We start from the raw sequence: 21,687 nt of genomic DNA, 5'->3' as shown, positions 1-21,687 counted from the left end.
CGTCATGACCGTCTCTGTTGCTACCGCCGCGGACTGCGCGGATGTCGCTCTCGCTGGCCTCGATCTCGACCAGACTGGGTTCGATCTGTGGACTCCCGAGGCGCTCGCGGCCTCGCTTCGCCGCGCTGCCTCGTTCCTCTGTCCGACTACACCCCGACGAATAGTAGATGCAGTCATGGAGGTCCTCCAGCCGCTACGGCTGGAGTCGCCACTGGACCGAGAAGATCTCAACGACATGATTGAGGCGATTGTTTCCGCAGGCGACCTCATCGAGTTGCCGCCGGATCCCGATCGGCGTGGGCGGATGCTGTACCTCGGCCCACCGTCGTATGTCGAGAAGAGCCGGGGCCACTACCTCCTCCTTGGCATACGGCCGTTTGGCGTACCTCTGCTCGGGAGTGAGTTGGCGCCCGCAATCCGGTACGAGCGGCAGACACGGAGTGTGGATCTCGACCCTGCGAGCGCCGCGGCGGACCTGCGGTCGCTCGGCGTTCATCCCATCGCCCGAGCCCGGTGGGTGGGACGGCCCTCGCCGGCGGTTGCGGTCGATTTCCTGATGATGATGAAGGCTCGCCTCGACGCTGGCCATGCGGCAGGTTCGGTTGCGAGTCTGACGATTCTCGACCCGACGACGTCGCTCCGCTTCTACCGAAAGCGGTGGCGCCCAGTTCGACCGGAGGACACAGGCGACTTCGTCGCTCGCCGTTCACAGGAGCACGGAGCCGACCTGTGGAGCTACGTGCGAATCGCGAACGGCACACCCACACGCCTCATCGACTTCCCGCTCGAAGACTCGTCAGTACCCGGGCGAGATGACGCGTGGCGACTCCAGGCTGCCATCGATGCGGACCGCGGGTGCCCGCATCTCTTCGCGCTCGTCCCTAGCCGGCAGCAGCCAGGGAACACCTACGTCGACTTTCTGACGCCGGTTCCGACCTGGGTTGAGCGGTACCTGGAGCTGGTCGGAAGGGCGGTCTCAGCGCCGAGGAACAGCCTGTTCTCGTACCTAGTGCCGGATAGCGCGACGAGTGATGTAAGCCAGTTCCTAAAAGAAATGCTCTGGATGCGCGCGGCGCGTACGGGAGGAACGAAGTGACGAATCAGATCCCGACGATCGGCGAGACGATCACCAAGGTCCAAGCCGCTCTGCGCGACTACATCGAGGCGACGTACCACATCGGGCATCCCACGGTGATCGCTCAGCGGCGTGCGCTGCTCGAAGAAGAAGGCGTGCTCCACAAGGATCCGTACGTCGAGAGCACGCCGCGTTACCAGACCGACCGGGGCTTTGGACAACTCGAACTCGACCCGGCTGTCCACACCCTGTTCGGGCGTCTGACGCGTCGGGAGGGCAAACTGGCGCAAGTTCTGTACGACCCTCCGTACACCCACCAGGCCGAGGCCCTGGAACTCACACGACGGGACGGCAAGAGCCTCGTCGTGACAACCGGTACCGGTTCGGGAAAGACTGAGTCCTTCCTCCTACCGATGCTTGCCAAGCTCGCGGAAGAGGCATCTGGGCGTCCGGCGTCGTTCGCGACTCCTGCCGTACGGGCGCTGATCCTCTATCCGATGAACGCCCTGGTCAACGACCAACTCGGGCGTCTACGACGGCTGCTTGGCGATCCCCGCGTCACGACTCAATTCCAGGCTTGGGCGCACCGTCCGGCGCGATTCACCCGGTACACCAGCCGCACCCTTTACCCAGGGGTGCGCACCAAGAAGAAGGACCAGAAGCGGCTTGAGTCGATCGAGGACTTCCACATCCTGCTGATCGATCGAGCGAACGACCCTACGTCGCCATTCCACAAGGACGCGAGGGATCTCGTTGAGACCCTCCAAGCCAAAGGCAAGTGGCCGGCAAAGCATGACCTCAAGAAGTGGTTCGGGCCGAAAGGCAGCCGGTGGCAGAACAAGGCCGGCGAGTTCATTCGCGCCGTCCTGCAGCCGGAGGACCCGGAACTGCTGACCCGCCACGAGGTGTTGGGGTCGCCTCCGGACGTCCTGATCACGAACTACTCGATGCTCGAGTACATGCTCATGCGGCCACTGGAGCGTCCGATCTTCGACGCCACGCGCTCCTGGCTCGCTGACAACCCCACAGAGAAGCTCCTCCTCATCGTCGACGAGGCACACCTCTACCGCGGCGCCTCAGGGGCTGAGGTCGCGCTATTGCTGCGTCGATTGCGCGCCCGCCTCGGCATCACGCCTGATCGTGTGCAAGTCATCTGCACCAGCGCGAGCTTCCACAGCCCCGACTACGCGCGCAAGTTCGCGGCCCAGCTCACTGGCAAGGACGAGGCCGACTTCGTCACGGTGCGCGGTCGACATGATCTTCGCAGTCAGGTGAGCGCAGGGACTGAGGCTGACGCCGAGGCGCTTGCCGCCGTGCCGTTGAGTGCCTACTACGAGGCGTCGGACGAGCCCGGCCGCGTCGCTGCGGTGGCGGACCTCGTGACCAACCTGGGCGTCGAGCCCGATCCGACTAGGACCGTTGGCGAGTTGCTCTACGAAGCCCTCGCTGGCTACGGACCGATGGGACTGCTGATCAACGAGACGATGTTGAAGGCGCAGCCGGTCAGCGAACTGGGACAGACGCTGTTTCCAGGCGTTGCTCAGGAAACTGCCGATCGAGCCGCATCGGTACTGGTCACGCTAGGCAGCGCCGCACGCCGTTTGCCAGAGGACGCGGGGCTCCTGCCGTGCCGGGTTCATAGCTTCTTCCGCGGTTTGCCGGGGCTCTGGGCCTGTCTTGATCCTTCGTGCCCAGAGGCGGATCCAGGTCAGTTCGGCGGGGCGGGACCGATCGGCAAGTTGTACGCCCAGCCACAGGCCACGTGCAGCTGCGGCGCCCGCGTCTTCGAGTTCTACACGTGCCGCCACTGCGGGTCCTCCTATGCGCGCGCCTACACGGACAACGTCGCGAATCCGGAGTACCTCTGGCACGAGCCCGGTGGCGCGTTCCAGTCAGTCACTGGCGCGATCCCGGAGCTGTTTCCGCTTGACCTCCTGCTCGAAGCACCGCAAGGCGGTAACCCCGCCGAGCCAGCGGAGCTAGAGCTGATCACGGGTCGACTGAACCCGAATGTCGAAGGCCCGCGCATGCGGAACGTCTTCATTCCACACCTGCGCAACGGTGAGAACCTCGGCAGCGATGACGACGACGCCGAAGGTGATGTCGGCAAAGCCAGTGGCGAGTTCAAGCCGTGCGGTGTATGTGGCCAGACGGCTGGCTATGGCCGGTCCTCAGTCCAGGACCACCAAACCAAGGGCGATCAGCCGTTCCAGGCGCTCGTGCAGCGCCAGGTTGAAGTCCAACCGCCCGGTGCGCAACCATATTCAGATTTCGCGCCGCTCCGCGGTCGGAAGGTGCTGGCGTTCTCCGACTCGCGCCAGGTCGCCGCCCGCCTCGCCCCGAATCTCCAGAACTACGCGATGCGCGACGTGATTCGTCCGCTGATCCTCCGCGGCTGGTCGCTACTCCAGCCCCAGCCCGGGCTTGGCCGCCAGCTCAACTTGGAGCGGCTGTATCTGGCCTCGATGGTAGGCGCCAAGGACCTCAGGGTCCGGTTGCGTCCTGAACTACGTACAGCTGAACGAATCGATCATGTGCTCGGCGAGGTTGGCCGGGCGATCGACAGTGGCGCGCTCACCGGAAACGAAGATGCGCGCGCCGAGCTACAGGAACTCAACGCTCCGCCTCCGTACGCGCTGTTGAAGGCGATATACGGCACCCTAACCGATCGCTACCTTGGGCTGTCATCTCTGGGTCTTGCATCGCTCCGCGAGCGCGAGAGCAAGCGCACTGACCTGCTGAGCAAGCTGTCAAACATCGCGGGACTGGCAGAGGATGATGACACCAAGCTCGCGTTGGTGCGGTTCTGGCTGGCGCAGTGGGCGACGCCCAGGGTCGGTATCTGGTTCTCGTCGATGACGGACGGCGACTGGTGGAAGCAGCCTGGCGGTGTGAAGCCTCACGGCGGCAAGTTCCAGCCCCTGACCCGATGGATGGGCAGTACGGCAGCCAAAACGTTCGAGAAGGAATGGCTGCCGGCGATCCTGCCGATCTTCTGTGAATCCATCGACGGCAAATGGCGTCTGCTGGCGAGCAATGTGGCGCTGGAACTCGGAGGCATGTGGGGTTACTGCGAGCGGTGCCGATCGACCCAGCGGCCGTTCCCGGGGTCGTCGAAGTGCATCAAGTGTCGAGCGGACCGGGTACGCGTCCTGGACCCGATGACCGATCCGGTGTTCGTTGCGCGCAAGGGGTACTACCGAGCGAGCGCGGTGCGCGCGCTTGCGAACCCTCCCGAGTCACCAATGAGCATCATCGCTGCCGAGCACACGGCTCAGCTGAATGCCGCGCAGTCTGACGCTGTCTTCTCCAAGGCGGAGGAATACGAGTTGCTCTTCCAGGACGTCGATATCACGTTGCCGCGCCCCGGCGAGCAGCAACGAGCGGCGATCGACGTGCTGTCCTGCACGACCACGATGGAGGTCGGCATCGACATAGGCAGCCTGTCTGGAGTGGCGCTCCGCAACATGCCGCCGTCCCGGGCTAACTACCAGCAACGAGCTGGTCGAGCCGGTCGCCGTGGAAACGCGATCGCCACGGTGCTGGCGTTCGGCAGCTCCGACACGCACGACGCGAACTATTTCCGCCATCCCCACCTCATGATCCGAGGCGACGTGGCAGATCCGGTGCTCACGATGAACAACGACCAGATTGCGCGTCGTCACATCACGGCGTACCTGTTGCAGCGGTACCACCAGGAGCGCCTTCCCGACATCGATCCCGAGTTACAGCCACAGCTGTTCGAGGTGCTCGGCAAAGTAGATGACTTCCTCGACGACTCCGCACCGCTCAACCGAACTGACTTCGGGCAGTGGTTGCGCGAGAACGAGGCAGCGCTGCGTGTCGACATCGCCGACTGGCTGCCGACTGAGTTGCCGCCGGCAAATCGAGAGGCACTCCTCGCCGGGATCGTCGACGGAACGTTGCACGAAATCGATAAGGCGCTTGATTTCGAAATGCCCGAGGGAGGGGCACAGTGACCGACGAGCCCGAAGTGGTTGACGAAGAGCTGCCTGCCGAAGACGGCGGGGAAGCAGCGCCTCCTGCGGCCAGGACAAGGAAGAACCTGCTCGATCGCCTGCTGTTCAAGGGTGTCTTGCCGCGCTATGCCTTCCCGACCGACGTCGTCGCGTTCCACGTGTTCGATGTCAACCAGTCGGAGCGGTTCCGGCGCGAGTACCTCTACGCGCCGAGCCAGGGTCTCGACGTCGCGCTGTCCCAGTACGCGCCCGGCAAGGTCGTGTGGATCGACAACAAGGAGTGGACCTCCGGGGCGATCTACTCCCCGATGCTCGACGATCTATTCCAGGCCTGGCGAGACAGGAAGCTCTACTTCGAGTGCCAGATCTGCCACTATGCGCTGTCCGTCGACTACGACGAAGCCGACCGCGGCGAAGAGCGCGACTGCCCTGCGTGCGGCGCAGAGGCGAAGTTTGGCAAGGCGATGAACTGGATGCGCCCGCCCGGCTTTGCGCACCCTGCCTACGACGACCCCGGAACGAGCCCGGATGATGCCCCGGCTCGCAGCTACGCCACGCGCGCCAAGCTGAGTGCAACGGGGCAGGACGACAAGAGCGAATGGCGCGATCTCACACCTCGGCTGGAGGAAACCTACCGCCGCGACGAGTTGTTGGTAACCAACACCGGCCCCAAGCGTGAGGGGTACAGCTACTGCACGAAGTGCGGCCTGATCGAGCCGACTGCAACGGCTTCGGGGAAGACGGCAGGGACCCACAAGAAGCCGTACCCCGACGAGAAGGAGCCGGACTGCACCGGATCCGCATCGACGCGTGGCCTGGTGCTCGGAACCGCCTTCATCTCCGACGTCCTGCTCGTGCGCCTCAAGGTTGACAACCCTGTGACGCTTCGCCCTGGGCTGCTGGGGACCCAAGTAGCACTGCGCACGCTCGCCGAGGCGCTGACGATCGAGGCGACCTCGCAGCTGGAGATCGAGGCCTCTGAGTTGCAGGCCGAGTTTCGACCCGCTTTGACGCCTCGCGGCAACCTCGGGCTCGATGCCGAGATCTACCTGTACGACACGCTCCCCGGCGGGGCTGGGTTCACCAGACGCGTTGCCGACCTCGGCATCGCGATCTTCGAGGGAACGTTGGCACGGTTGGAAAGCTGCCCTGCCAACTGCGATGAGTCGTGCTATCAGTGCCTCCGCAGCTTCGGCAACCGCTTCGAGCACACTTTGCTTGACCGTCACCTTGGCGCGAGCTTGCTTCGGTACATCATCCGCGGCGAGGCGCCGGTGCTCAGCCAGCAACGTCTGGACCTGGCAGCCGATAAGCTCTGCCTGGATCTCCAGAGTCGCGGTCTCGATGGCGTCATCCTCGAACGGAACGTCGAAGTGGACGTTCCGGGTATTGGCAAGGTAGTTGCGCCGATCTTGGCGACCAGGAACGGCCAGCAGCGCATCTTTGCGGTGCATGGACCGCTTACTCCCTCACTCGCCCCGACGGCGAAGTTGGCGCAGGCGAAGGACCTCGGCAGCATCGCGGTCCGGCTCGTTGACGACATCGTCATCGCACGAAACCTGCCGTTCGTGAGCCAACTGGTGCAGAGATGGCTGAGCTAAGCGATCCCGGGACACCGTTCGACACGGGTGTCCGTGGAGCGTCGGCAATCCTTGGCGGCCCTCCGCCATTTTGGAGTTACTCCGGGCTGAAAGAGCTTGAAGCCTGTCCGCACCGCTACGTGCTCTCACGAGCGCGGTACCCGGAGATCTGGGAGGGGGAAGGCTACCCGTCGCTACCCTCGCCGGCTTCACTTTTCGGCGATATCGTCCATGACTCGCTGGAGGTCCTCGTGAAGGCGCTCGCGAAGGCTGGTTGTGGGTCGCTCAGTGCGGACGGCGCTGTCAACGTGCTCATCGGCCTCGGGGGGATCTCTGGAGTCGTCCGATCAGTGACCGAGCGCCGGTTGCGTCGCCTCGACGACAACCCACGACTCAGCGTCGACAGCATGCAGCGTCTGACCCAGCGAATGGAGGATCGAGCCGAGGACGCCCGCGCGCAGGTCCAGGAGTTCCTGTGCAGGATGTCGTTTCCCGCCAATGCCACCACGCCGCCGTCCACAGCCGAGACCTCGCCGAACTCTGACGGCGGTCCGGCCTTCCATCGCAAGGCGGCGTGCGAGGGCACCCACCCCGAGATCACGCTGGCGGCTGAGGATCTCAGACTTATGGGTCGGATCGATCTGCTCACCGTTGCCGAGAGTGGGGCCAGCATCGTCGATTACAAGACCGGCGTTCCGGACCCGGGCCACCTTGAACAAGTGAACCTGTACGCTCTGCTCTGGAGTTTGGACCGCGTCGTTAACCCGGATCACGTCCCGATCGCGGAACTGACTGTGGCCTACCCGAACCACGACGTCCGTCTGGCTGCGGATGACATCGACGATCTCGCCGGTCTTGAGATGTCGGTGCGTGTTCGCATCGACGCTGCTGACAAACTCGCCCGGGGAGTACCGCCGGTTGCGCGCCCAGCACCCGAGGTCTGCGCCTACTGCCCGGTCAAAGGACTGTGCGCAACCTATTGGGCCACTGCATTGCCAGATCCCGCCGGCCTCGCGGATGGGACATGGTTCGACTTCGAAGGCGTCGTGGGTCCGGCCAACGGAGTGCGCAGCAGGTGGCTGCTCGGCCCGACCGGGGCCAAGCAGTTGCTGCTGCGCACGTCGCCGAGCGCCCCGGCGCTTGTGGAGGGTGACACGGTACGACTCGTCGGTATCCGACGTGAGGTCGATCCGGAAACAGCAGCGACGGTCGCGGTGATGGTCAGTGCGACCGAGGTGCTGACATCGGTGCATAGATTGCGAGAGTCTTGAGTGCTGCCTCAATCTGCGCCTTGCCGTCTGGTGACTCAATCGGTGAGAATTGGGGATTGAGTTTTGTGTAAGTATGGCACCGGGTGCAGCACCATTGCTTTGGCTCTTGGCTATGCCGGTCCACAATGATGCGGTGCTCGGTGAGTTCGCCGTCGCATGGTTCGCACAGCCACCATGTCAGTTGGCGGTACGGCGTCGCGCTTTCCCAGGTCTCGTCACCAGACATCTAACAACCCCTTCGCGTAGACGTCCGACACCGGTAGAGGTCGTCTACTCCGGCTAGGAGCCGGGTTGGACGGCAGCCTACCAGCGCCAAGGGATTCTCGCCCCTCGCTCGTGCCTCGTCCGCAGATGCGGATGGCGGCATGCAGGTTGGCCCGCAAGAGCTTGGAGACGGCTGCTGGTCCGGCCCAAAGATGAGATGCCTCTAAGAGTGCAGTCGAAACCCCTCGACCTCGACTCCTGAGGCCAACGACCACTACCCATGGCACCGAGTTGGTACCTCGGCTCCGGCTCGTACCAAGATCGTCTACAACGAACTTGGCAACGAGGTGCCAATAGGGCATGTCTCCTATGTCCCGTCAACTCCGTGCCAGATCAGCGCCCGTTTCGTGGTCATCTCCGATTTGTTGATCTCGTTCGGGCTTCAAGTCCCTACCCGGCTGGCCTTCACGATGGGCGCCTCTTGTGTGCCGTCATCTCCGCCCAGTCCGAGAGCTCCGGTGGCACGGTGGCCAGCATTCGCTGCAACATCGCACGCGCGTCGACCTCGTGGTCGAAGTAGTGGAGCACCTCGCGACCCTGCGTACCGCCGGCGCGGCCGAGGACCTGCCATCCGGTAGCGGTGCGGATCAAGAAGACATCGCGCCGGGCCATGCCGTAGTGGCGGTTGAACCAGTGCTCCACCCGATCAGCCACCCTGGCAGACTAGAACAAGTGTACGAGAAGATCAATCGGCCGCTCCATCTGACCCGGCAAGATCATTTGGCACAGATTCGGCACAACAGAGCACCTAAAGGCATGTCAGTCGATGTCAGGCAGTGAAAGCCCGAACGCAGCTCAGGCTGCCGATCTGCCCGACATCGACGGAATCCCGACCACGGATGATCTATGGGGTTCAAATCCCCTGCGACTGTCAGGTGGGGTAGTACATCTCCCGGGCTCGGCGGACGCCGGTCGCGGCGAGCCAATCTCGCGGCAACATCATGGTGTGCAGCTCACCGTCGATGGCGACTGCGTACCACTCCGTGTCGTCGATCTCGGCTCGGCAGCGGCCCAACACCGCTCCATGTGCGTCGACGAGCCGCTCATCGGGCGCATTCAAGATCCGCACTTCGTCAAAGAAGTCGAGGGCGAACTGGTCCTCAACTTCGTCAGGGTCCACGCCGCCAGGGTATCGGTGCAGGTGTACAGCAACGAAGTACAGCAACCGACCACGCCGAACGAAGGCGAACCGGGCCGCGGATGGCTCCTGAGCTGCGGTTGGTGCCGCATCCACCCTCACTGCCGGTACTCCCTCGGTCGCGGGTTCAAGTCCCCATCCCAGGGCGTCTCCAGGGCGTCAGGGCATCGCTAGGGCGTCTGACGTGAACCAGAGACGACTAACGATGACCATCGACCACCGCTCATACGCCCTGGTCATGGCCCCCAGGAGGGCCATGACCTTGAGGGCGGCGGACGAGTCGGCCTGTACGCCGGAATCAGTGGCGGGTCCGAATATCCGGGGCCGCAGTCGGGTCGATCTTCTCGGTCTCTGCGGAGAACTTGGTTGCCCTGCTGAGCGTCGAAGGATTCAGCACGGCCTGCACGAACCCTCGAACCAGGTGACGATCAGCAGGACGGCCGCGCCGACCGCCATGACGAACGCCACCAGGCAAGTCGAAGCAATGCCAATCCTCGTTACCGACGGCCGCAACACGTGCAGACGCCAGATCGCCTCAAGCGATCCGCGAGCGTGACGGTTCCTCAGTTCCCTGGGTTCTCGCCCGGGGCCGGTTTGTAGCAGGGGGTTCCGATGGTGATTGCGAATCCCGTACCTGGAGCGGTGCTCTGCAAAGAGATGCTCAAGTCGTTGCTCGGGATCCGAGCCGATACCGTGCCACGCTGATTGTCAGGCGGGAACATCCGAAACTCGGTAATCTCATAGCCAAGTTCGGTCCATTTGTCACGGAGCCGGGTGATCATCGGAACCTGGTCGGTCGGTTTGACAGCGACGGACGCGATACCGGAGAGGCTCCATACTCCATCAGTGTTGGGCGCGCCGATCGCGTTATCGCACAGCACCGGATGGAAGTTCATCTTCTGCAGCGGACTGCCAACCTCAGCGGCGACCGATTCGGCGAGCGCGGTGACCACTTTCTCGACGTCCGCTTGAGTCTTGACCTCCAACGTTTCCCCCCCGTTATCCTGCTTCGGCGTGGAACCACCATCACAACCTGTCAGCAGCAATGCCGCCATCATCGCCAACAAGGCAGACCGCCAGCGCGAACTAATCATGGCGCTTTTCCATAGTCGAGCGTTGTATCGCCATACATGCCTGCCACGACTCTGGCCTGATTCTGGAGGCTTTGTGAACCCGGAGTCCAGTATCCGCTGTGACCCTGGGTGTCGATGTGGTAGACGTTGCCGCCAAAGCCGGGCTGATGCGGTTCCATGTCGTGTGCGATGGCCATTCCTAGTTGTAGGTCGCGCCCGACATAGGGGACCGCGGTGCCGGGGCTGGCGACCGGGTCGTCAGTGGCAGCCCCGGCCCAGACGTGACGTGCACCGACTTCAAGCTGGCCAGCACTTGCGACGTCCATGCCCGGGCTGCCGGCAGTGACGATGTCATCGACGCCGAGATGGTGACCGCCGCTCGCCGCGTTACCCACGACGACCGAGCCGTAGCTGTGCCCGATCGCGGTCATGTGACTGGGTCCTGCGTCGTGGCTGGTGCGTAGACCGGCAGTGAATTGGTTGAGAGTTGCGGCACCGTCCTCCGCGCGCGACGAGGCGGCCGCTGTCACCACCGTGTCGTCCAGCTGGGGCGGTTTGTAGTCGAGCCAGGCCACGACTGCCACGTCACCATTATCGATGGTCTGCGCGGCGTCCTGGATGGCGCTGGCACGGTTGATCTGCTCGCCAAAGCCGTCGAGGTTAGTGCTGACGCCTGGCACGAGAACCGCCGTGTTGCGAGCCGTGTCCGGGTTGCCCACCGCAACGACGGCGTGCCCGATGCCTTGGTTGTCGATGCCAAGCAGATACAGCGGCGGCTTACCTGTCTGGTACTGAGCGTCGTCGAGCCGGTCGAGAAGGTTGACGAGTCGCTGGTGCCTCGAATCATTCAGGTCGCGGTAGTTATTGATGTCGTCGCTGATCAGTTCGTTCAGGGCCATCCGGTTGGCGTGGTCCCGGTCGACAGTGGGCAGTCCGTCGAGCTTGCCCAGCTCCGCCGGGTACGCGGCCAGCATGAGCTCACGCTGGTCTGCGGTGAGCCCCTTCCACCATGCGGCAGCCTGACCCGGGTCTTTGCCGTCGGGTGGGATGGAGGCGGCTGACAGTCCGAGTTGGGCGGCGACCTCGCGGGCAGCATCTGTGTTGTGCTGCCACCCGAACTCGCCGATTCCCTGCGCATCGGGTGCCAGCTTGCGCAGAAGGTCACGGAAGGTCAGGTCAGTGTGTTCCGCCTCGCGAAGGATCGACTTGATCAGGTCGCTGTAGATCTCGGCGTTCTGCACGGCGAGGCGCTGGGCGTCGAGCGCGCCCTGGTCTGACAGCGCCGACAGCGGCACGTAAGACGCAGCGACCTGCCCGTCGGCGCTCACATGCAGGCCGAGGCCGACTGCCGCATCCACGGCCGCACGCAAGTTCAACTGGCAGCGCTGGAACTCGTCAGCCGCCTCCCGCAGCACCATGGCAAGCTGACGGGTCTTCATGGCGTAGACCTCGAACTCGTCGTGCAACGAGGTCATCCTGCCGATGGCAGCATCAGCGGCGTCGCCTTGCCAGCCTGCCTTGCGCAGCGGCCCAGCGAGATCATTCTTTACTCGATCTTCCAACTTGCGCTGTTTACCGGCGAATTGCTCCCAAGTACCCGCAGCAGCGATCAACGGTTTCAGGTCGGCGTCTTGCAGATCGGCGAAGGTCACCACGGTCAACGACTCCGGATGTCGAACAGGTCCCTGCTAGCAGAATCGGCTTGCCGGTATGCCACCGCCGTTCGATCCAAAGCATTACCGAAGGTGTTCAGGTAGCCCCCGAGCTTGGCGCGGTAGTCATGCCACCACCACGACAGATCCTCCACGGAGCGCTGGGTCTGCCATCCCGCCAAGCCTCGGGCGGCGGATTGCATCGCACCCTCGGTGTCGAACTCGTCGCGTGTCACCTCAGTGCCCAGCTCCACGCAGACGGCATGCCCACGCTCCAGCAGGGCCGGTTCAACCCGCACCTCTGTCGCCATATTCCCCCCCGCGAACCGAAGGCCGTGACGGTAGCACGGGCACACTGAGGTGCGGTTTCCCCAGCTAGCGACGCATATCGATGGCCGGTCAGCGCCGCCCCTCCTCGACCCGTCATCACCCACCGCACCAACAACGCCCACGCGTGGATTGACCACCGCGACCGTCGAACGGTTGCTAGGCGAATCGGGCTAGGACCTGGCTGACTTGGCCGAGGCGCCCGAATGACGGGCGAGTCTTGTGCGCCGTCATCTGCGCCCAGTTCGAGAGCTCCGGTGGCACGGCGGCCAGCATCCGCTGCAACATCGCTCGCGCGTCGACCTCCCGGTCGAAGTAGTGGAGCACCTCCTGGCCCTGCGTGCCGCCGACGCGGCCGAGAACCTGCCATCCGGTAGCGGTGCGGATCAGGAAGACGTCACGCCGAGCCATGCCGTAATGGCGGTTGAACCAGTGCTCCACCCGATCAGCCACACCGGCAGGCTAGAACCTGGGTGCCCGGGTCGGTCAGCCGGTGCGCGCGGGCGGCCTGGTGTACGCGCCGGTTGCCGGCAAGCCGGTGGCGGTGCGAAATGCCTCCACGGGTGCCAAGGTGACCGCGAGCAAGGTGTTGTTGAGGGTCTCCAGCGTTGCGGCGATTGGCGGTGGCCGGCTACTGGGTGAAAGTGCTGCCGGGCTGGGAGTGTTCGGTCTCTGACCAGGGTGTTCACGGCCCCGCACGCCTGCTGGCCTGCGGGGCCGTTGGCGTCCGGGATCGATACAGCATCCGAGTACAGCAACGCTGGCAACTGAAATCACCGTAACGAGACTTCAAGGGGCGCTGTGACCTCGCATGACACCCGACCGAGCCGCTCCGCCTGGAGCTACGGATCAGAAGGCAGAGGGCGCACAAATCAACCGGCCGCTGCGGCCGATTTCGGGGCGTCCTGGGGGCGTCGGGGCGTCCCCGGGGCGTCCGACGGCGGCCAATGACGACCAACGTTGACCATCGATCACCGCTTATATGCCCAGGTCGCCGCGCCCGCAGTGGACTTGACTTTGGGGGCGGCGGACGAGTCGGCCTGTACGCCGGAAACAGTCGCAAGCGGGAGTGTCGGCAAATTGACTCAACGAAGGTGCCATTTCGAACTTCTTTGGGGATCGGCGCAACTACTCTGATAATAGATTGGTCCTGTGTCAGTCCGGCAGGCCATGGACGTGGGAGGCGATGATGATTCCCGGGATGGCCGAGGCCGGTGCAGGAATCAAGGCTGGAAGCGCGATCGTGAAAGCGATTCAAGCTACACCGCAGCCGCCTCAGTGGCCGAATATTTATGATTCGCTAGTTGCGCTAAGCGCCATTCTAGATGAATGGTGTGCTGCAGCGGCGGGCACCTCGGAGGTAATCGACCACGAGATTGCACGACGCGCACAGGTGGCGAATTCTTCTCGGCTGGCGGCCCCGAACGTCGGCGCGTCACCTTTCGGGTCGGTCTCGAATGTTTTCAGCAGCGGTGGTTCCTTCACCTTCGGGTTTGGTCAACCTGCGAATAGATTCGTCGGCGATGTCAAGAGCGATATCGCGGACCTGATGCGATCCAAACCCAGGCTGGTCGAACGCTTGAATGGGTCCAAGCGTCGAGCGGCCGGACGCCGTGGCCTGCGCTCACTGATGGCTATCTACTTCCCCGAGCTCTTGACGGACTTTATCGATGCCACCGAAGATCGCGCCGAATTTGCTCGACGATACACCATGAGGCCTGAGCAGCTGAATACCAATTCGGATTCGCAGCTTGAGGATTTTCGGAATGAGGCGCAGCGTACCTATGTTGCTCTTATCGAGGTGTCGGATAGGCTCGCTAGCGTCATTGAACAAATGTTTCCACTGAGTGCAAAAGGGTAATGCTCGACGTGTACTACAGCCAGGCCCTGGGCGGGGTCGCCACCTCCGACGCGGTCCTCTCGCTTCCCAACGCGGCGAGCACGACCGTCACCGGCACGGTCACTGCGGCCTCGGTGCCACCCTCCGGCCGCGCCCTGTTCGGCGAGGTCGCCGTGGTGACCGACGAGGGCGCGGTCGTCGGCCGCGGCTCGGTAGCCATCACCGCTGTCACGCCGTAGGCGGGCTACGGCACAGCGGGTCCGCCCAGGATCGACCGGACGGACCCGCTGTCGCGGTGGCCCATTCGCGTGGCTGGCCTCGCGGTAATAGGGCCGGACCTGCCCATCGGGCGGGTCCGGCCATGTCGTGATGCCGCCGTGGGGACGTAATTGTCCAGACTCCGGTCAGGTCACCATCCCCACCAGGGAGGTTGCACACACAAGGGGTCGCGACCCCATTCGCACATCGACACGTACTTCCAGTGCTCATTCCGATAGTTACCGCAGGTGTATTGGACGAGCCAGGCGCCGTTCTTCTTGGAGGCGCCCGCCACGTTCAGACACTTACCGCTGTGCCCGTTGCGCCAGACGTGATACCCGGCTACCTCGTCGCGGTACCACAGTCCGTTGGTTGCTGACCTGGAGCAGGGCCATTGCACGACGGCGGCGCCGTTCGCGGTCGAGGCGCCCGCGACATTCATGCATTTTCGGCTCGCAGCGTTGATGATCTGGTGCAGGGCCACTCCATGTGAGCGCTTGACGTAACGGAATTCCCACATTTCGTTTGTGTGAACGTCGTACGCGCAGGTGAACTGGTCGACATGGGCACCGTTCTTTTTGGAGTACCCGGGAATCTCGGCGCACCGGTTCGACTGTTGATTTACCATGTAGAACGAATTGGATATGACATCGGAGGCGGCTGCGGCTGTGCTACTCGCCGCGTGTGCCGACGTCGCCGGAATGGCAAGAAGTCCGAACAGTAGAGCCAAGGCGGCCATGCCGCGGTGAATAATTCTAATCATGGCGACGGTCCTTACGCGAGGTCGAAGAAGAAGTCCTGGTTTTTGTAACCGAACCGGTTCCATTGGATGATCTTGGCCTTGTTTACCGCGCGTCCGCCGGAAATGTTGAGCAATCCGTTCGTGCTCATGCTCTTGACTTCCAGGTAGTCCTGATGGGGCAGGAAGCGCCACATGTTGTTCAGCCCGGTGTTGCACTTGTACTGGATGATCTTGGCGCCGTCCTTAGGGGAATCCCCGGCGAGGTTCAAGCACTTGCCACTGTGAACGTTTTTGATGAAGTACGTTTCCAGGCCGCCATACGTTCCCGCAAAAACGACCTTCCACTTAACGTTATTCTGATTGACACAAGTCCAAATGTCGGCCTGAGTGTAGTTCTTCTTCGACCAGCCAGGCATCTCGATGCACTTGTGCCAGTTCAGCCGGGAACGGATGTAGTACGTCCGGCCGGGCTCCACGATCGGCGGGGCCATGGCCGCGGAAACCCGCTGAACAGCGGCGCGCGCCGGGGCAACCTGGACTGGCGCTGTAGCGCCCGCCAATGCGGTGACCGGGAGGCCGACTGCGGCGGCCGGCGGGGCGGAGACACCGGTGAGGGCCGCCGTCAACGCCGTAGCGAGCAGCACCCCGTTCCTCATCCGGCGCGCCGCCGGCCCGACCAGGCGGTGTGTAATTGACATTTCAGGCACTCCTCTCGGGGCTGGAACGCCCCAGACTGCGGATTGGCGAGCAGCGGCGGGTGCGCAGGACGGTCGGTAACCGCCGCCCTTGCTGCCGGAGTGGAAGTCGTCAAATGTAGGGTTTCCTCGACTTGGCGACTGTGTATTTGCCGTTCTTGTAAGTCTTGCATTCGTTGAACTTGCCGCCGTTGGCTCCCCAGGTCGCGAACGTGGTCTTGCCGCCGTCAGCTCGGAGAATAAACTTCCCGGGGCGGGCCTTTGACCCCAGCCGTAGCAAATCATCTCTTTCACCCGGACGTATCCGTTGCCGTAGTCCCTCCATTCGACGCGGGCAACGCCTTTGACCTCCTTCCAGTGATCAATGACGCGGGAGCTCCGCCGACACTGAGCCACCTTCTGTGTCATCCCCGGCGAAGGCCGACGAGGGCGTGGTGAGTGACGTCAATACGGCCACAACCGCGAACGCCAATGCTGCAATCGACTTGGTCCTGGACACGCGCATGGGTATTCCCCTTTTCCGAGGTGCACGGATTTAACCCACCGTTGCCAATGAGATACCAAGTTGGCGGCCGCGGCGAATTCGGCCGCCAAATGGTTCGTTACGAATTCGGACACTATCCAGCCGAGCGGGCGACCGTCAAGACGAGAGCGGAATTTCAGCAATTTGTTTGGAGTCTTGAGCGCTGTCTACAACCAGCGCCGTAGACGTCGATGCATTGCCTGCAACCAGCGCATTAGGCCCGGAACCCGTCCTGGGTGGACGGCCAGGATATGCGCAAGGGGCGGCGTGAACCGCCCCGGGTTTGATATCGGCCCGACCTCTTGTGGAGGATCGAGTCATGTCACGCCCTTCTCCGTACCCCGTCGAACTGCGTCGGCGGGCGGTGCGGATGGTCGCCGAGGTGCGGCCGAACTACGAGTCCGAATTGGCCGCGATCACCGCGGTCGCCCAGAAACTTGGTATCGGAACCACTGAGACGCTGCGGAAATGGGTCCGCCAGGCCCAGGTCGACACCGGTCAGCGCTCCGGCGTCAGCACCGAGGAGCCGGCGGAGTTGAAGCGGCTGCGCCGCGAGAACGCCGAGCTGCCACGGGCCAACGAGATCCTGAAGTCCGCGTCGGCTTTCTTCGCGGCCGAGCTCGACCGGCCACAGCAACTCTCGTGAGCTACATCGACGAGCACATGCATCTGTTCGGCGTCGAGCCGATCTGCCAGGCCTTGACGTCGTTCGGGTGGCCGATCGCGTCCAGCACCTACCGCGCTGCCTGCGGTTGCCGTCCGTAGCCGATTGGCTGCCATGCGAAGGATGCCGTCCGGTACGCGACGGTGGCGGTAAACCCGGGGCGATACATGGCCCGAACCCCAAGGTGGACGACGAGCTCGGCGGGTGCGGTTACCCTGCCGCGATGGGCGCAGCGGCGGTACTGATCACGTGGTGGCGTCGGCTGGATCCGCGGCTCGTGGACGCCCTGCTGGCCGTGGCGATGGCCGCGGTGACGGTGGGCTTCGCCCTGCAGTACAGTCCGCCCGGATGGCCGCGGTTCGACGCCCAGGCGATCGGCTGGAGTCTGCTGGCCAACTTGCCGCTCGCGCTGCGCCGGCGGGCTCCCATCCCGGTGCTGGCGGTGACCTGGCTCGGGCTCGTCGGTTACACCGCCGCCGGTTACCAACCGTCCGCGAACGTCTACGCCCCATTGCTGGCGCTCTACACCGTCGCCGCTCTGCGACCGGTCCGGGTCAGCGCCGTGGCCGCGGCCGTCGTCGCCCCGGGCTGGTTCTATGCCGGGTATGCCTCGCATGTCCTGTCAGTCGAGGTCAACCTCGGACAGGTCGCTCTCGCGGTGGGCGTCGCGTGGGTGTTCGGCAACAACACCCGCAAGCTGACCGAAAGCAACGTACGCCTGGCGGAGCTGACCGCTCAGCTGCGGCGCGAGCAGCAGCAACGGGAGCGGCAGGCGGTGGTGGAGGAACGGCTGCACATCGCCCGGGAGCTGCACGACGTGGTGGCGCACCACATGTCAGTGATCGCGGTCCAGGCCGGTCTGGCCCGGTACGTGTTCGACTCCGACCGGCCCACCGCCAGCGGCGCGCTGGACACCATCGCCGACACCACCCGGGAGGCATTGGCCGAAATGCGGCGGTTGCTAGTGGTGCTGCGGATCGCCCCGGATGAGGCGGACGGGGCCGACGCCGAACCGTACGACGCCGCGCCGGACCTGGACCGGGTGGACGCCCTGGTGGCCCGGGTACGCGGCGCCGGGGCGCCGGTCGAGCTGGTCGTCACGGGCGACCGGCCGCCGCTGAGCCAGGGCCTGGAGACCTGCGCATACCGGGTGATCCAGGAGGCACTGACCAATGTGCTCAAACATGCGGGGCCGGTGCGTACCATAGTTACCATTCACTACACGGTGGGCGAAATCACGGTCCGCATCGTCGACGAAGGCCCTACGGTGTACCCGGTGCCCGGTAGCTCGACCACCGGTCACGGGCTGCTCGGCATGCGGGAACGCGCCCGGATCTACGGCGGCACCCTGCGAGCCGGGCCACGACCGGCCGGCGGGTTCGAGGTCGTGCTGACCGCACCGGTCATGATGGCCGGGCCCGGGGACGGCCCGGCACCGGGGACGTGACGTCTGACGAAATGGTGGGGGGCCATGACGACGGTACTTGTCGTGGACGATCAGGTGCTGATCCGAGCCGGGCTCGCGGCCCTCATCGACGCCGCTCCGGGAATGAGCGTGGTCGGCCAGGCCGAGGACGGCCAGCAGGCCGCCACCCTCACCCGCCAGCTCGCCCCCGACGTGGTGCTGATGGACATCAGGATGCCCGGCCTCGACGGCATCGGCGCCACCGAGCGCATCCTCGCGGCCACCGGCGACCTCCGCCCCCGCGTGCTGATCCTGACCACGTTCGACCTGGACGAGTACGTCTACCGCGCACTGCGCGCCGGCGCGTCGGGATTCCTGCTCAAGGACACCTCCCCCGAGCGGCTGTTGGCCGCGATCCACACCGTCGCCGCCGGTGACATGCTGTTCGCCCCGGCCGTCACCCGCCGACTGATCGAGTGCTACACCACCCAGGTCGATCCCGCCCCGCCCGCCCAGCTCGACAGCCTGACCGCCCGGGAGATCGACGTGCTGCGCGAGGTCGGCGGCGGGCTGTCGAACATCGACATCGCCGGCCGCCTGTTCGTCAGCGAGGCCACGGTCAAGACCCACCTCAACCGGCTCATGGCGAAGCTCGGCCTGTGCAGCCGGGCGCAAGCCGTCGTGCTCGCGTACGAGAGTGGGCTCGTCGTGCCCGGCCGGGGCCGGGGTGACACGGCCGCCTCACCCGCGGCCGAGCGTCGCGGGTGAGGCGTACACCGGGCTGACGCCCGCGACCGCATGCCCGACCATTCTCACGATCGGACGCTGCTCGCCTGCGGCCGCTACGGCGTCTTGCCGATCGGCACCTCGGCAGAACCGTGCGGTGACCTTGGCGGATCCAGGGCCGTCCTTCTCCTCCAGGGACTGCGGCGTGTCACGATCCGTTGAATTTCGGGACCATGATCGAGGATCCACGCAGTGCGGGCACCACCCCGCGATGCCTGCACGCCCTCACGTCCGGGTGATGGCGTCGGTCCACGCTTCCAGGTCAGCGGCGGAGAACAGCTGATGAGCCTTAGTTAGTACCGGAAAAGCGCCTGAACGCTCGGGACGCGATTCGCTATCTCGTCGACAACGGCTGCAAGTGGCGGGCCCTGCCCAGCGACTTCCCTCCGTTTAAGACCGTTTATGGGTTCTTCGCCCGGTGGGCCAAGGTGGGCTACTCGAGCACATCGGTGAAAGCGTGAAGGCCTCCGAAACCGTCGGCAAGGCCACGCGTGGCGCCCGGCGTAATGCCCGCGACCACGAACGGCTACCCGAACACGCCGAAGCCCACCTCCTCTGGTCCGCCATCACGCTCATGACCCGCCGGCTCACCCGCGCCGAGAAACAGAACGCCGCGCTACCCACGATCCTCGCCGCCTGACCCCCCGCTCCTGCAGAGCGCTCTCGGCGGCCACACGCCCCACTCGCCCGGTTCTCAGGCCGGGACCTTCCACACCATGGCCGTTAGGCACCGCGCGCTATGGTTGACCTGACCTACTACCTGATTAAACAAGGTAGCTGCCATAGCCTAGCGGTATGGGTGCGACACACGATCCCCAACTGCTCAAGGGGGTGCTGTCGCCGCTGCTGCTGTGGCTGCTCGCCGAGCGCGAGTCCTACGGCTACGAGCTGGTGCAGCGGCTGCGCGCGGCAGGACTGTCGGGCATCTCCGAGGGCACGGTCTATCCGGCGCTGTCGCGGCTGGAGCGGGAGGGGCGCATCAGCTCCCGGCTGGTCGCATCGCGCTCAGGCACAGCCACAAGACCTGGCTCATCGAGGATGGCGTCCCTGAGGTTGCCCAAGCCAAACGGCTCGGTCACCGGCTGCCCGGAGTTCGCGGTATCTACAGCCACGTCAGCGCCATCGTCGAACAACGACTCGTCGCCGGATTACAGACCCGCTGGGAGCAGAACCGCCCCGCGTTCCGCCGTGACAACCTTGGAAACTAGGAAGTGTTCACCCGGGGAGCGGGACAATCGGGGAACGGAAGTTGTCACACCTGGGGAGCGGTCCATGCTCCCAAAATGCTCCCACCGTAACGACCGGAGAAGCAGAAAACCCGTTACCGGGTGATCGGTAACGGGCCGCTGAACTGCCTGTATAGCTGGTGGGCGATACTGGGATCGAACCAGTGACCTCTTCCGTGTCAAATTGGTCAAGGTCAATCTGTGACCTGCTCGTCTGGCTATACGTGCTGGTCAGGGTGTTGGTGCTCGTTGGTCTGGGGGAGTGTCAGAAACGCAATTTCGCAAGATCGTCTCCCAGATTTCTCCCAGCGGGTGATCGACGATCGCTGCTTTTATTCGTCTACGCGCTTGGCCCAGTCCGGCAGCACCGTGTTGTGCGCCGCTCTGGCCGGCGGATCCGCACGGATCCCCTTGGTCGCGGAGCTGCAGCCTTCGCGGCCAGCAGACGACCCACCAGGTACGACGACGCCGCCAACTACTCCCTTAACCGCTGCGTCTGCTGCTCGGCCTGCGTCACCGAGGTTGGGAGCCCACCCGAGGAAAGCCAGATCCCTCATGATCTTCGAGCGGCGGTAGGTCCAGAACACCATGGCGTCAACATGCCCGTCTGCCTCGAACCTGAGGCCACGGCCGAGGGCCGGGATCCAGTCGAACGGCGTGATGGACAGGACGTTCGCACGCGTGACCACGAACCCCCCAACTACAGAAGAGATCGACAGCTGTTCCCCGGTTGCGTGCAACTTGGCGAACGGCCAGCTTGCGTACAAATAGCCGCGGTCTGCGTACAGAGAACCATAGGAGGGAGAGCCGGACCAAGGCATCTTGAGCTGGCGGTCAAAGATCCATATGCCACCTCGTGTACTGAACCCGTCCCCGTCCATGCCCTGATCATCCACCTGGTGGGCAAGAGGCCGATGCCGGCATCCCGTCGCGCAAGCTTCGCTCGGCCGGGCCGCGCCTGCCTGGGCCAGGTGGAGCGCCCTACCGGACGTACGACCTGGCCCAGGCAGGCGCGGTCTGGTTGCCTCCGGTGGGCGACGGGGAGCTGGTCTCCGCTGGGCATCCCGGAGTCGCCCGGGTCTCGGGGCGGAGCCCCGGCCGCCGGAGGCTTGTCCCGGGTCGTAGGGCCGGAGGCCCTACCCGCCGGAGGCACATCTACGCCTGCCGGCTGGCAGCGGCAATGGAGGC

The 21,687-nt window shown here is 64.4% G+C and carries 18 protein-coding genes, 2 pseudogenes and 1 other annotated feature; of the genes and pseudogenes, 12 read left to right on the top strand and 8 right to left on the bottom strand.

Features of this window, described 5'->3' with window-relative positions:
* Positions 1–4: 4 nt before the first annotated feature.
* Genes ACMCNO_RS26120 through ACMCNO_RS26105 form a run of 4 tightly spaced genes read left to right on the top strand, consistent with a single transcriptional unit; the run spans position 5 to position 7,906 of the window.
* On the top strand, positions 5–1,096 hold the full coding sequence (locus ACMCNO_RS26120) for a hypothetical protein (protein ID WP_412752086.1): 1,092 nt from the start codon (positions 5–7) through the stop codon (positions 1,094–1,096).
* Positions 1,093–5,055: a DEAD/DEAH box helicase gene (locus tag ACMCNO_RS26115; protein ID WP_412752085.1), complete on the top strand. Its 3,963-nt coding sequence runs from the start codon at positions 1,093–1,095 to the stop codon at positions 5,053–5,055. Before ACMCNO_RS26120 ends, ACMCNO_RS26115 begins: the two co-directional genes overlap by 4 nt.
* A complete protein-coding gene (locus ACMCNO_RS26110) occupies positions 5,052–6,656 on the top strand; it encodes a DUF1998 domain-containing protein (RefSeq protein WP_412752084.1) in 1,605 nt (534 codons plus the stop codon). Before ACMCNO_RS26115 ends, ACMCNO_RS26110 begins: the two co-directional genes overlap by 4 nt.
* Positions 6,644–7,906 (top strand): PD-(D/E)XK nuclease family protein, encoded by a 1,263-nt coding sequence (locus tag ACMCNO_RS26105; protein ID WP_412752083.1) that lies wholly within the window; start codon positions 6,644–6,646, stop codon positions 7,904–7,906. The genes ACMCNO_RS26110 and ACMCNO_RS26105 overlap by 13 nt, the downstream gene beginning before the upstream one ends.
* Positions 7,907–8,575: 669 nt before the next feature.
* Here ACMCNO_RS26105 and ACMCNO_RS26100 read toward each other — a convergent pair.
* The 6 genes from ACMCNO_RS26100 to ACMCNO_RS26075 form a co-directional block, all read right to left on the bottom strand.
* A complete protein-coding gene (locus ACMCNO_RS26100) occupies positions 8,576–8,824 on the bottom strand; it encodes a hypothetical protein (RefSeq protein WP_412752082.1) in 249 nt (82 codons plus the stop codon).
* Positions 8,825–9,041: 217 nt separating this feature from the next.
* On the bottom strand, positions 9,042–9,290 hold the full coding sequence (locus ACMCNO_RS26095; protein WP_412752081.1) for a hypothetical protein: 249 nt from the start codon (positions 9,288–9,290) through the stop codon (positions 9,042–9,044).
* Between the two features lie 581 nt (positions 9,291–9,871).
* Entirely contained in the window at positions 9,872–10,402 is a 531-nt protein-coding gene (locus ACMCNO_RS26090; RefSeq protein WP_412752080.1) for a hypothetical protein, read from the bottom strand.
* Positions 10,399–12,036 carry an alpha/beta hydrolase gene (locus tag ACMCNO_RS26085; RefSeq protein WP_412752079.1) on the bottom strand — a complete coding sequence of 546 codons (1,638 nt, stop codon included), beginning with the start codon at positions 12,034–12,036 and terminating at the stop codon, positions 10,399–10,401. The genes ACMCNO_RS26090 and ACMCNO_RS26085 overlap by 4 nt, the downstream gene beginning before the upstream one ends.
* Positions 12,037–12,038: 2 nt before the next feature.
* Complete coding sequence (locus ACMCNO_RS26080) at positions 12,039–12,344, bottom strand: hypothetical protein (RefSeq protein WP_412752078.1); 306 nt, start codon at positions 12,342–12,344, stop codon at positions 12,039–12,041.
* A 175-nt stretch (positions 12,345–12,519) separates the two neighbouring features.
* Positions 12,520–12,813, bottom strand: coding sequence for a hypothetical protein (locus tag ACMCNO_RS26075; protein ID WP_412752077.1), 294 nt, complete (start codon positions 12,811–12,813; stop codon positions 12,520–12,522).
* 748 nt (positions 12,814–13,561) lie between these two features.
* Between ACMCNO_RS26075 and ACMCNO_RS26070 the strand changes: the two genes are divergently transcribed.
* Both ACMCNO_RS26070 and ACMCNO_RS26065 read left to right on the top strand, forming a co-directional pair.
* Positions 13,562–14,221 (top strand): hypothetical protein, encoded by a 660-nt coding sequence (locus ACMCNO_RS26070; RefSeq protein WP_412752076.1) that lies wholly within the window; start codon positions 13,562–13,564, stop codon positions 14,219–14,221.
* Positions 14,221–14,439, top strand: a complete 219-nt coding sequence (locus ACMCNO_RS26065) for a hypothetical protein (protein ID WP_412752075.1) — start codon at positions 14,221–14,223, stop codon at positions 14,437–14,439. The genes ACMCNO_RS26070 and ACMCNO_RS26065 overlap by 1 nt, the downstream gene beginning before the upstream one ends.
* A gap of 170 nt (positions 14,440–14,609) precedes the next feature.
* Here the strand turns inward: ACMCNO_RS26065 and ACMCNO_RS26060 are convergent, their stop codons facing one another.
* A complete protein-coding gene (locus tag ACMCNO_RS26060) occupies positions 14,610–15,197 on the bottom strand; it encodes an RICIN domain-containing protein (RefSeq protein WP_412752074.1) in 588 nt (195 codons plus the stop codon).
* Positions 15,198–15,232: 35 nt separating this feature from the next.
* A complete protein-coding gene (locus tag ACMCNO_RS26055; RefSeq protein WP_412752073.1) occupies positions 15,233–15,898 on the bottom strand; it encodes an RICIN domain-containing protein in 666 nt (221 codons plus the stop codon).
* A gap of 839 nt (positions 15,899–16,737) precedes the next feature.
* Between ACMCNO_RS26055 and ACMCNO_RS26050 the strand changes: the two are divergent.
* From ACMCNO_RS26050 to ACMCNO_RS26025, 6 genes and pseudogenes are all read left to right on the top strand, one after another.
* Positions 16,738–17,156 (top strand): annotated as a pseudogene (locus tag ACMCNO_RS26050) (transposase); the annotation flags it as partial.
* Positions 17,019–17,147: a sequence feature (AL1L pseudoknot), on the top strand. (Overlaps the previous pseudogene by 129 nt.)
* Before the next feature lie 149 nt (positions 17,157–17,305).
* Positions 17,306–18,529 carry a sensor histidine kinase gene (locus ACMCNO_RS26045; RefSeq protein WP_412752072.1) on the top strand — a complete coding sequence of 408 codons (1,224 nt, stop codon included), beginning with the start codon at positions 17,306–17,308 and terminating at the stop codon, positions 18,527–18,529.
* 24 nt (positions 18,530–18,553) lie between these two features.
* On the top strand, positions 18,554–19,255 hold the full coding sequence (locus ACMCNO_RS26040) for a response regulator (RefSeq protein ID WP_412752071.1): 702 nt from the start codon (positions 18,554–18,556) through the stop codon (positions 19,253–19,255).
* 341 nt (positions 19,256–19,596) lie between these two features.
* A pseudogene (locus ACMCNO_RS26035) lies at positions 19,597–19,707 on the top strand (transposase); the annotation flags it as partial.
* A 23-nt stretch (positions 19,708–19,730) separates the two neighbouring features.
* Entirely contained in the window at positions 19,731–19,913 is a 183-nt protein-coding gene (locus ACMCNO_RS26030) for a hypothetical protein (RefSeq protein ID WP_412752070.1), read from the top strand.
* Positions 19,914–20,068: 155 nt separating this feature from the next.
* Complete coding sequence (locus tag ACMCNO_RS26025; protein ID WP_412752069.1) at positions 20,069–20,605, top strand: PadR family transcriptional regulator; 537 nt, start codon at positions 20,069–20,071, stop codon at positions 20,603–20,605.
* The last annotated feature ends 1,082 nt before the right edge of the window (positions 20,606–21,687 follow it).

The organism is Krasilnikovia sp. M28-CT-15, from assembly GCF_047159595.1.
Classification (GTDB): Bacteria; Actinomycetota; Actinomycetes; order Mycobacteriales; family Micromonosporaceae; genus Actinoplanes.
Note: the sequence above shows the minus strand (reverse complement) of the source record. Positions and strands in the feature narration are given on the sequence as shown.

Excerpts from the sequence above, each read along its gene's own strand:
- ACMCNO_RS26120 (WP_412752086.1), top strand. The coding sequence starts at position 5 with ATGACCGTCTCTGTTGCTACCGCCGCGGACTGCGCGGATGTCGCTCTC.
- ACMCNO_RS26105 (WP_412752083.1), top strand. The coding sequence starts at position 6,644 with ATGGCTGAGCTAAGCGATCCCGGGACACCGTTCGACACGGGTGTCCGT.
- ACMCNO_RS26090 (WP_412752080.1), bottom strand. The coding sequence starts at position 10,402 with ATGATTAGTTCGCGCTGGCGGTCTGCCTTGTTGGCGATGATGGCGGCA.
- ACMCNO_RS26080 (WP_412752078.1), bottom strand. The coding sequence starts at position 12,344 with ATGGCGACAGAGGTGCGGGTTGAACCGGCCCTGCTGGAGCGTGGGCAT.
- ACMCNO_RS26070 (WP_412752076.1), top strand. The coding sequence starts at position 13,562 with ATGGCCGAGGCCGGTGCAGGAATCAAGGCTGGAAGCGCGATCGTGAAA.
- ACMCNO_RS26065 (WP_412752075.1), top strand. The coding sequence starts at position 14,221 with ATGCTCGACGTGTACTACAGCCAGGCCCTGGGCGGGGTCGCCACCTCC.
- ACMCNO_RS26060 (WP_412752074.1), bottom strand. The coding sequence starts at position 15,197 with ATGGCCGCCTTGGCTCTACTGTTCGGACTTCTTGCCATTCCGGCGACG.
- ACMCNO_RS26055 (WP_412752073.1), bottom strand. The coding sequence starts at position 15,898 with ATGTCAATTACACACCGCCTGGTCGGGCCGGCGGCGCGCCGGATGAGG.
- ACMCNO_RS26045 (WP_412752072.1), top strand. The coding sequence starts at position 17,306 with ATGGGCGCAGCGGCGGTACTGATCACGTGGTGGCGTCGGCTGGATCCG.
- ACMCNO_RS26040 (WP_412752071.1), top strand. The coding sequence starts at position 18,554 with ATGACGACGGTACTTGTCGTGGACGATCAGGTGCTGATCCGAGCCGGG.
- ACMCNO_RS26025 (WP_412752069.1), top strand. The coding sequence starts at position 20,069 with ATGGGTGCGACACACGATCCCCAACTGCTCAAGGGGGTGCTGTCGCCG.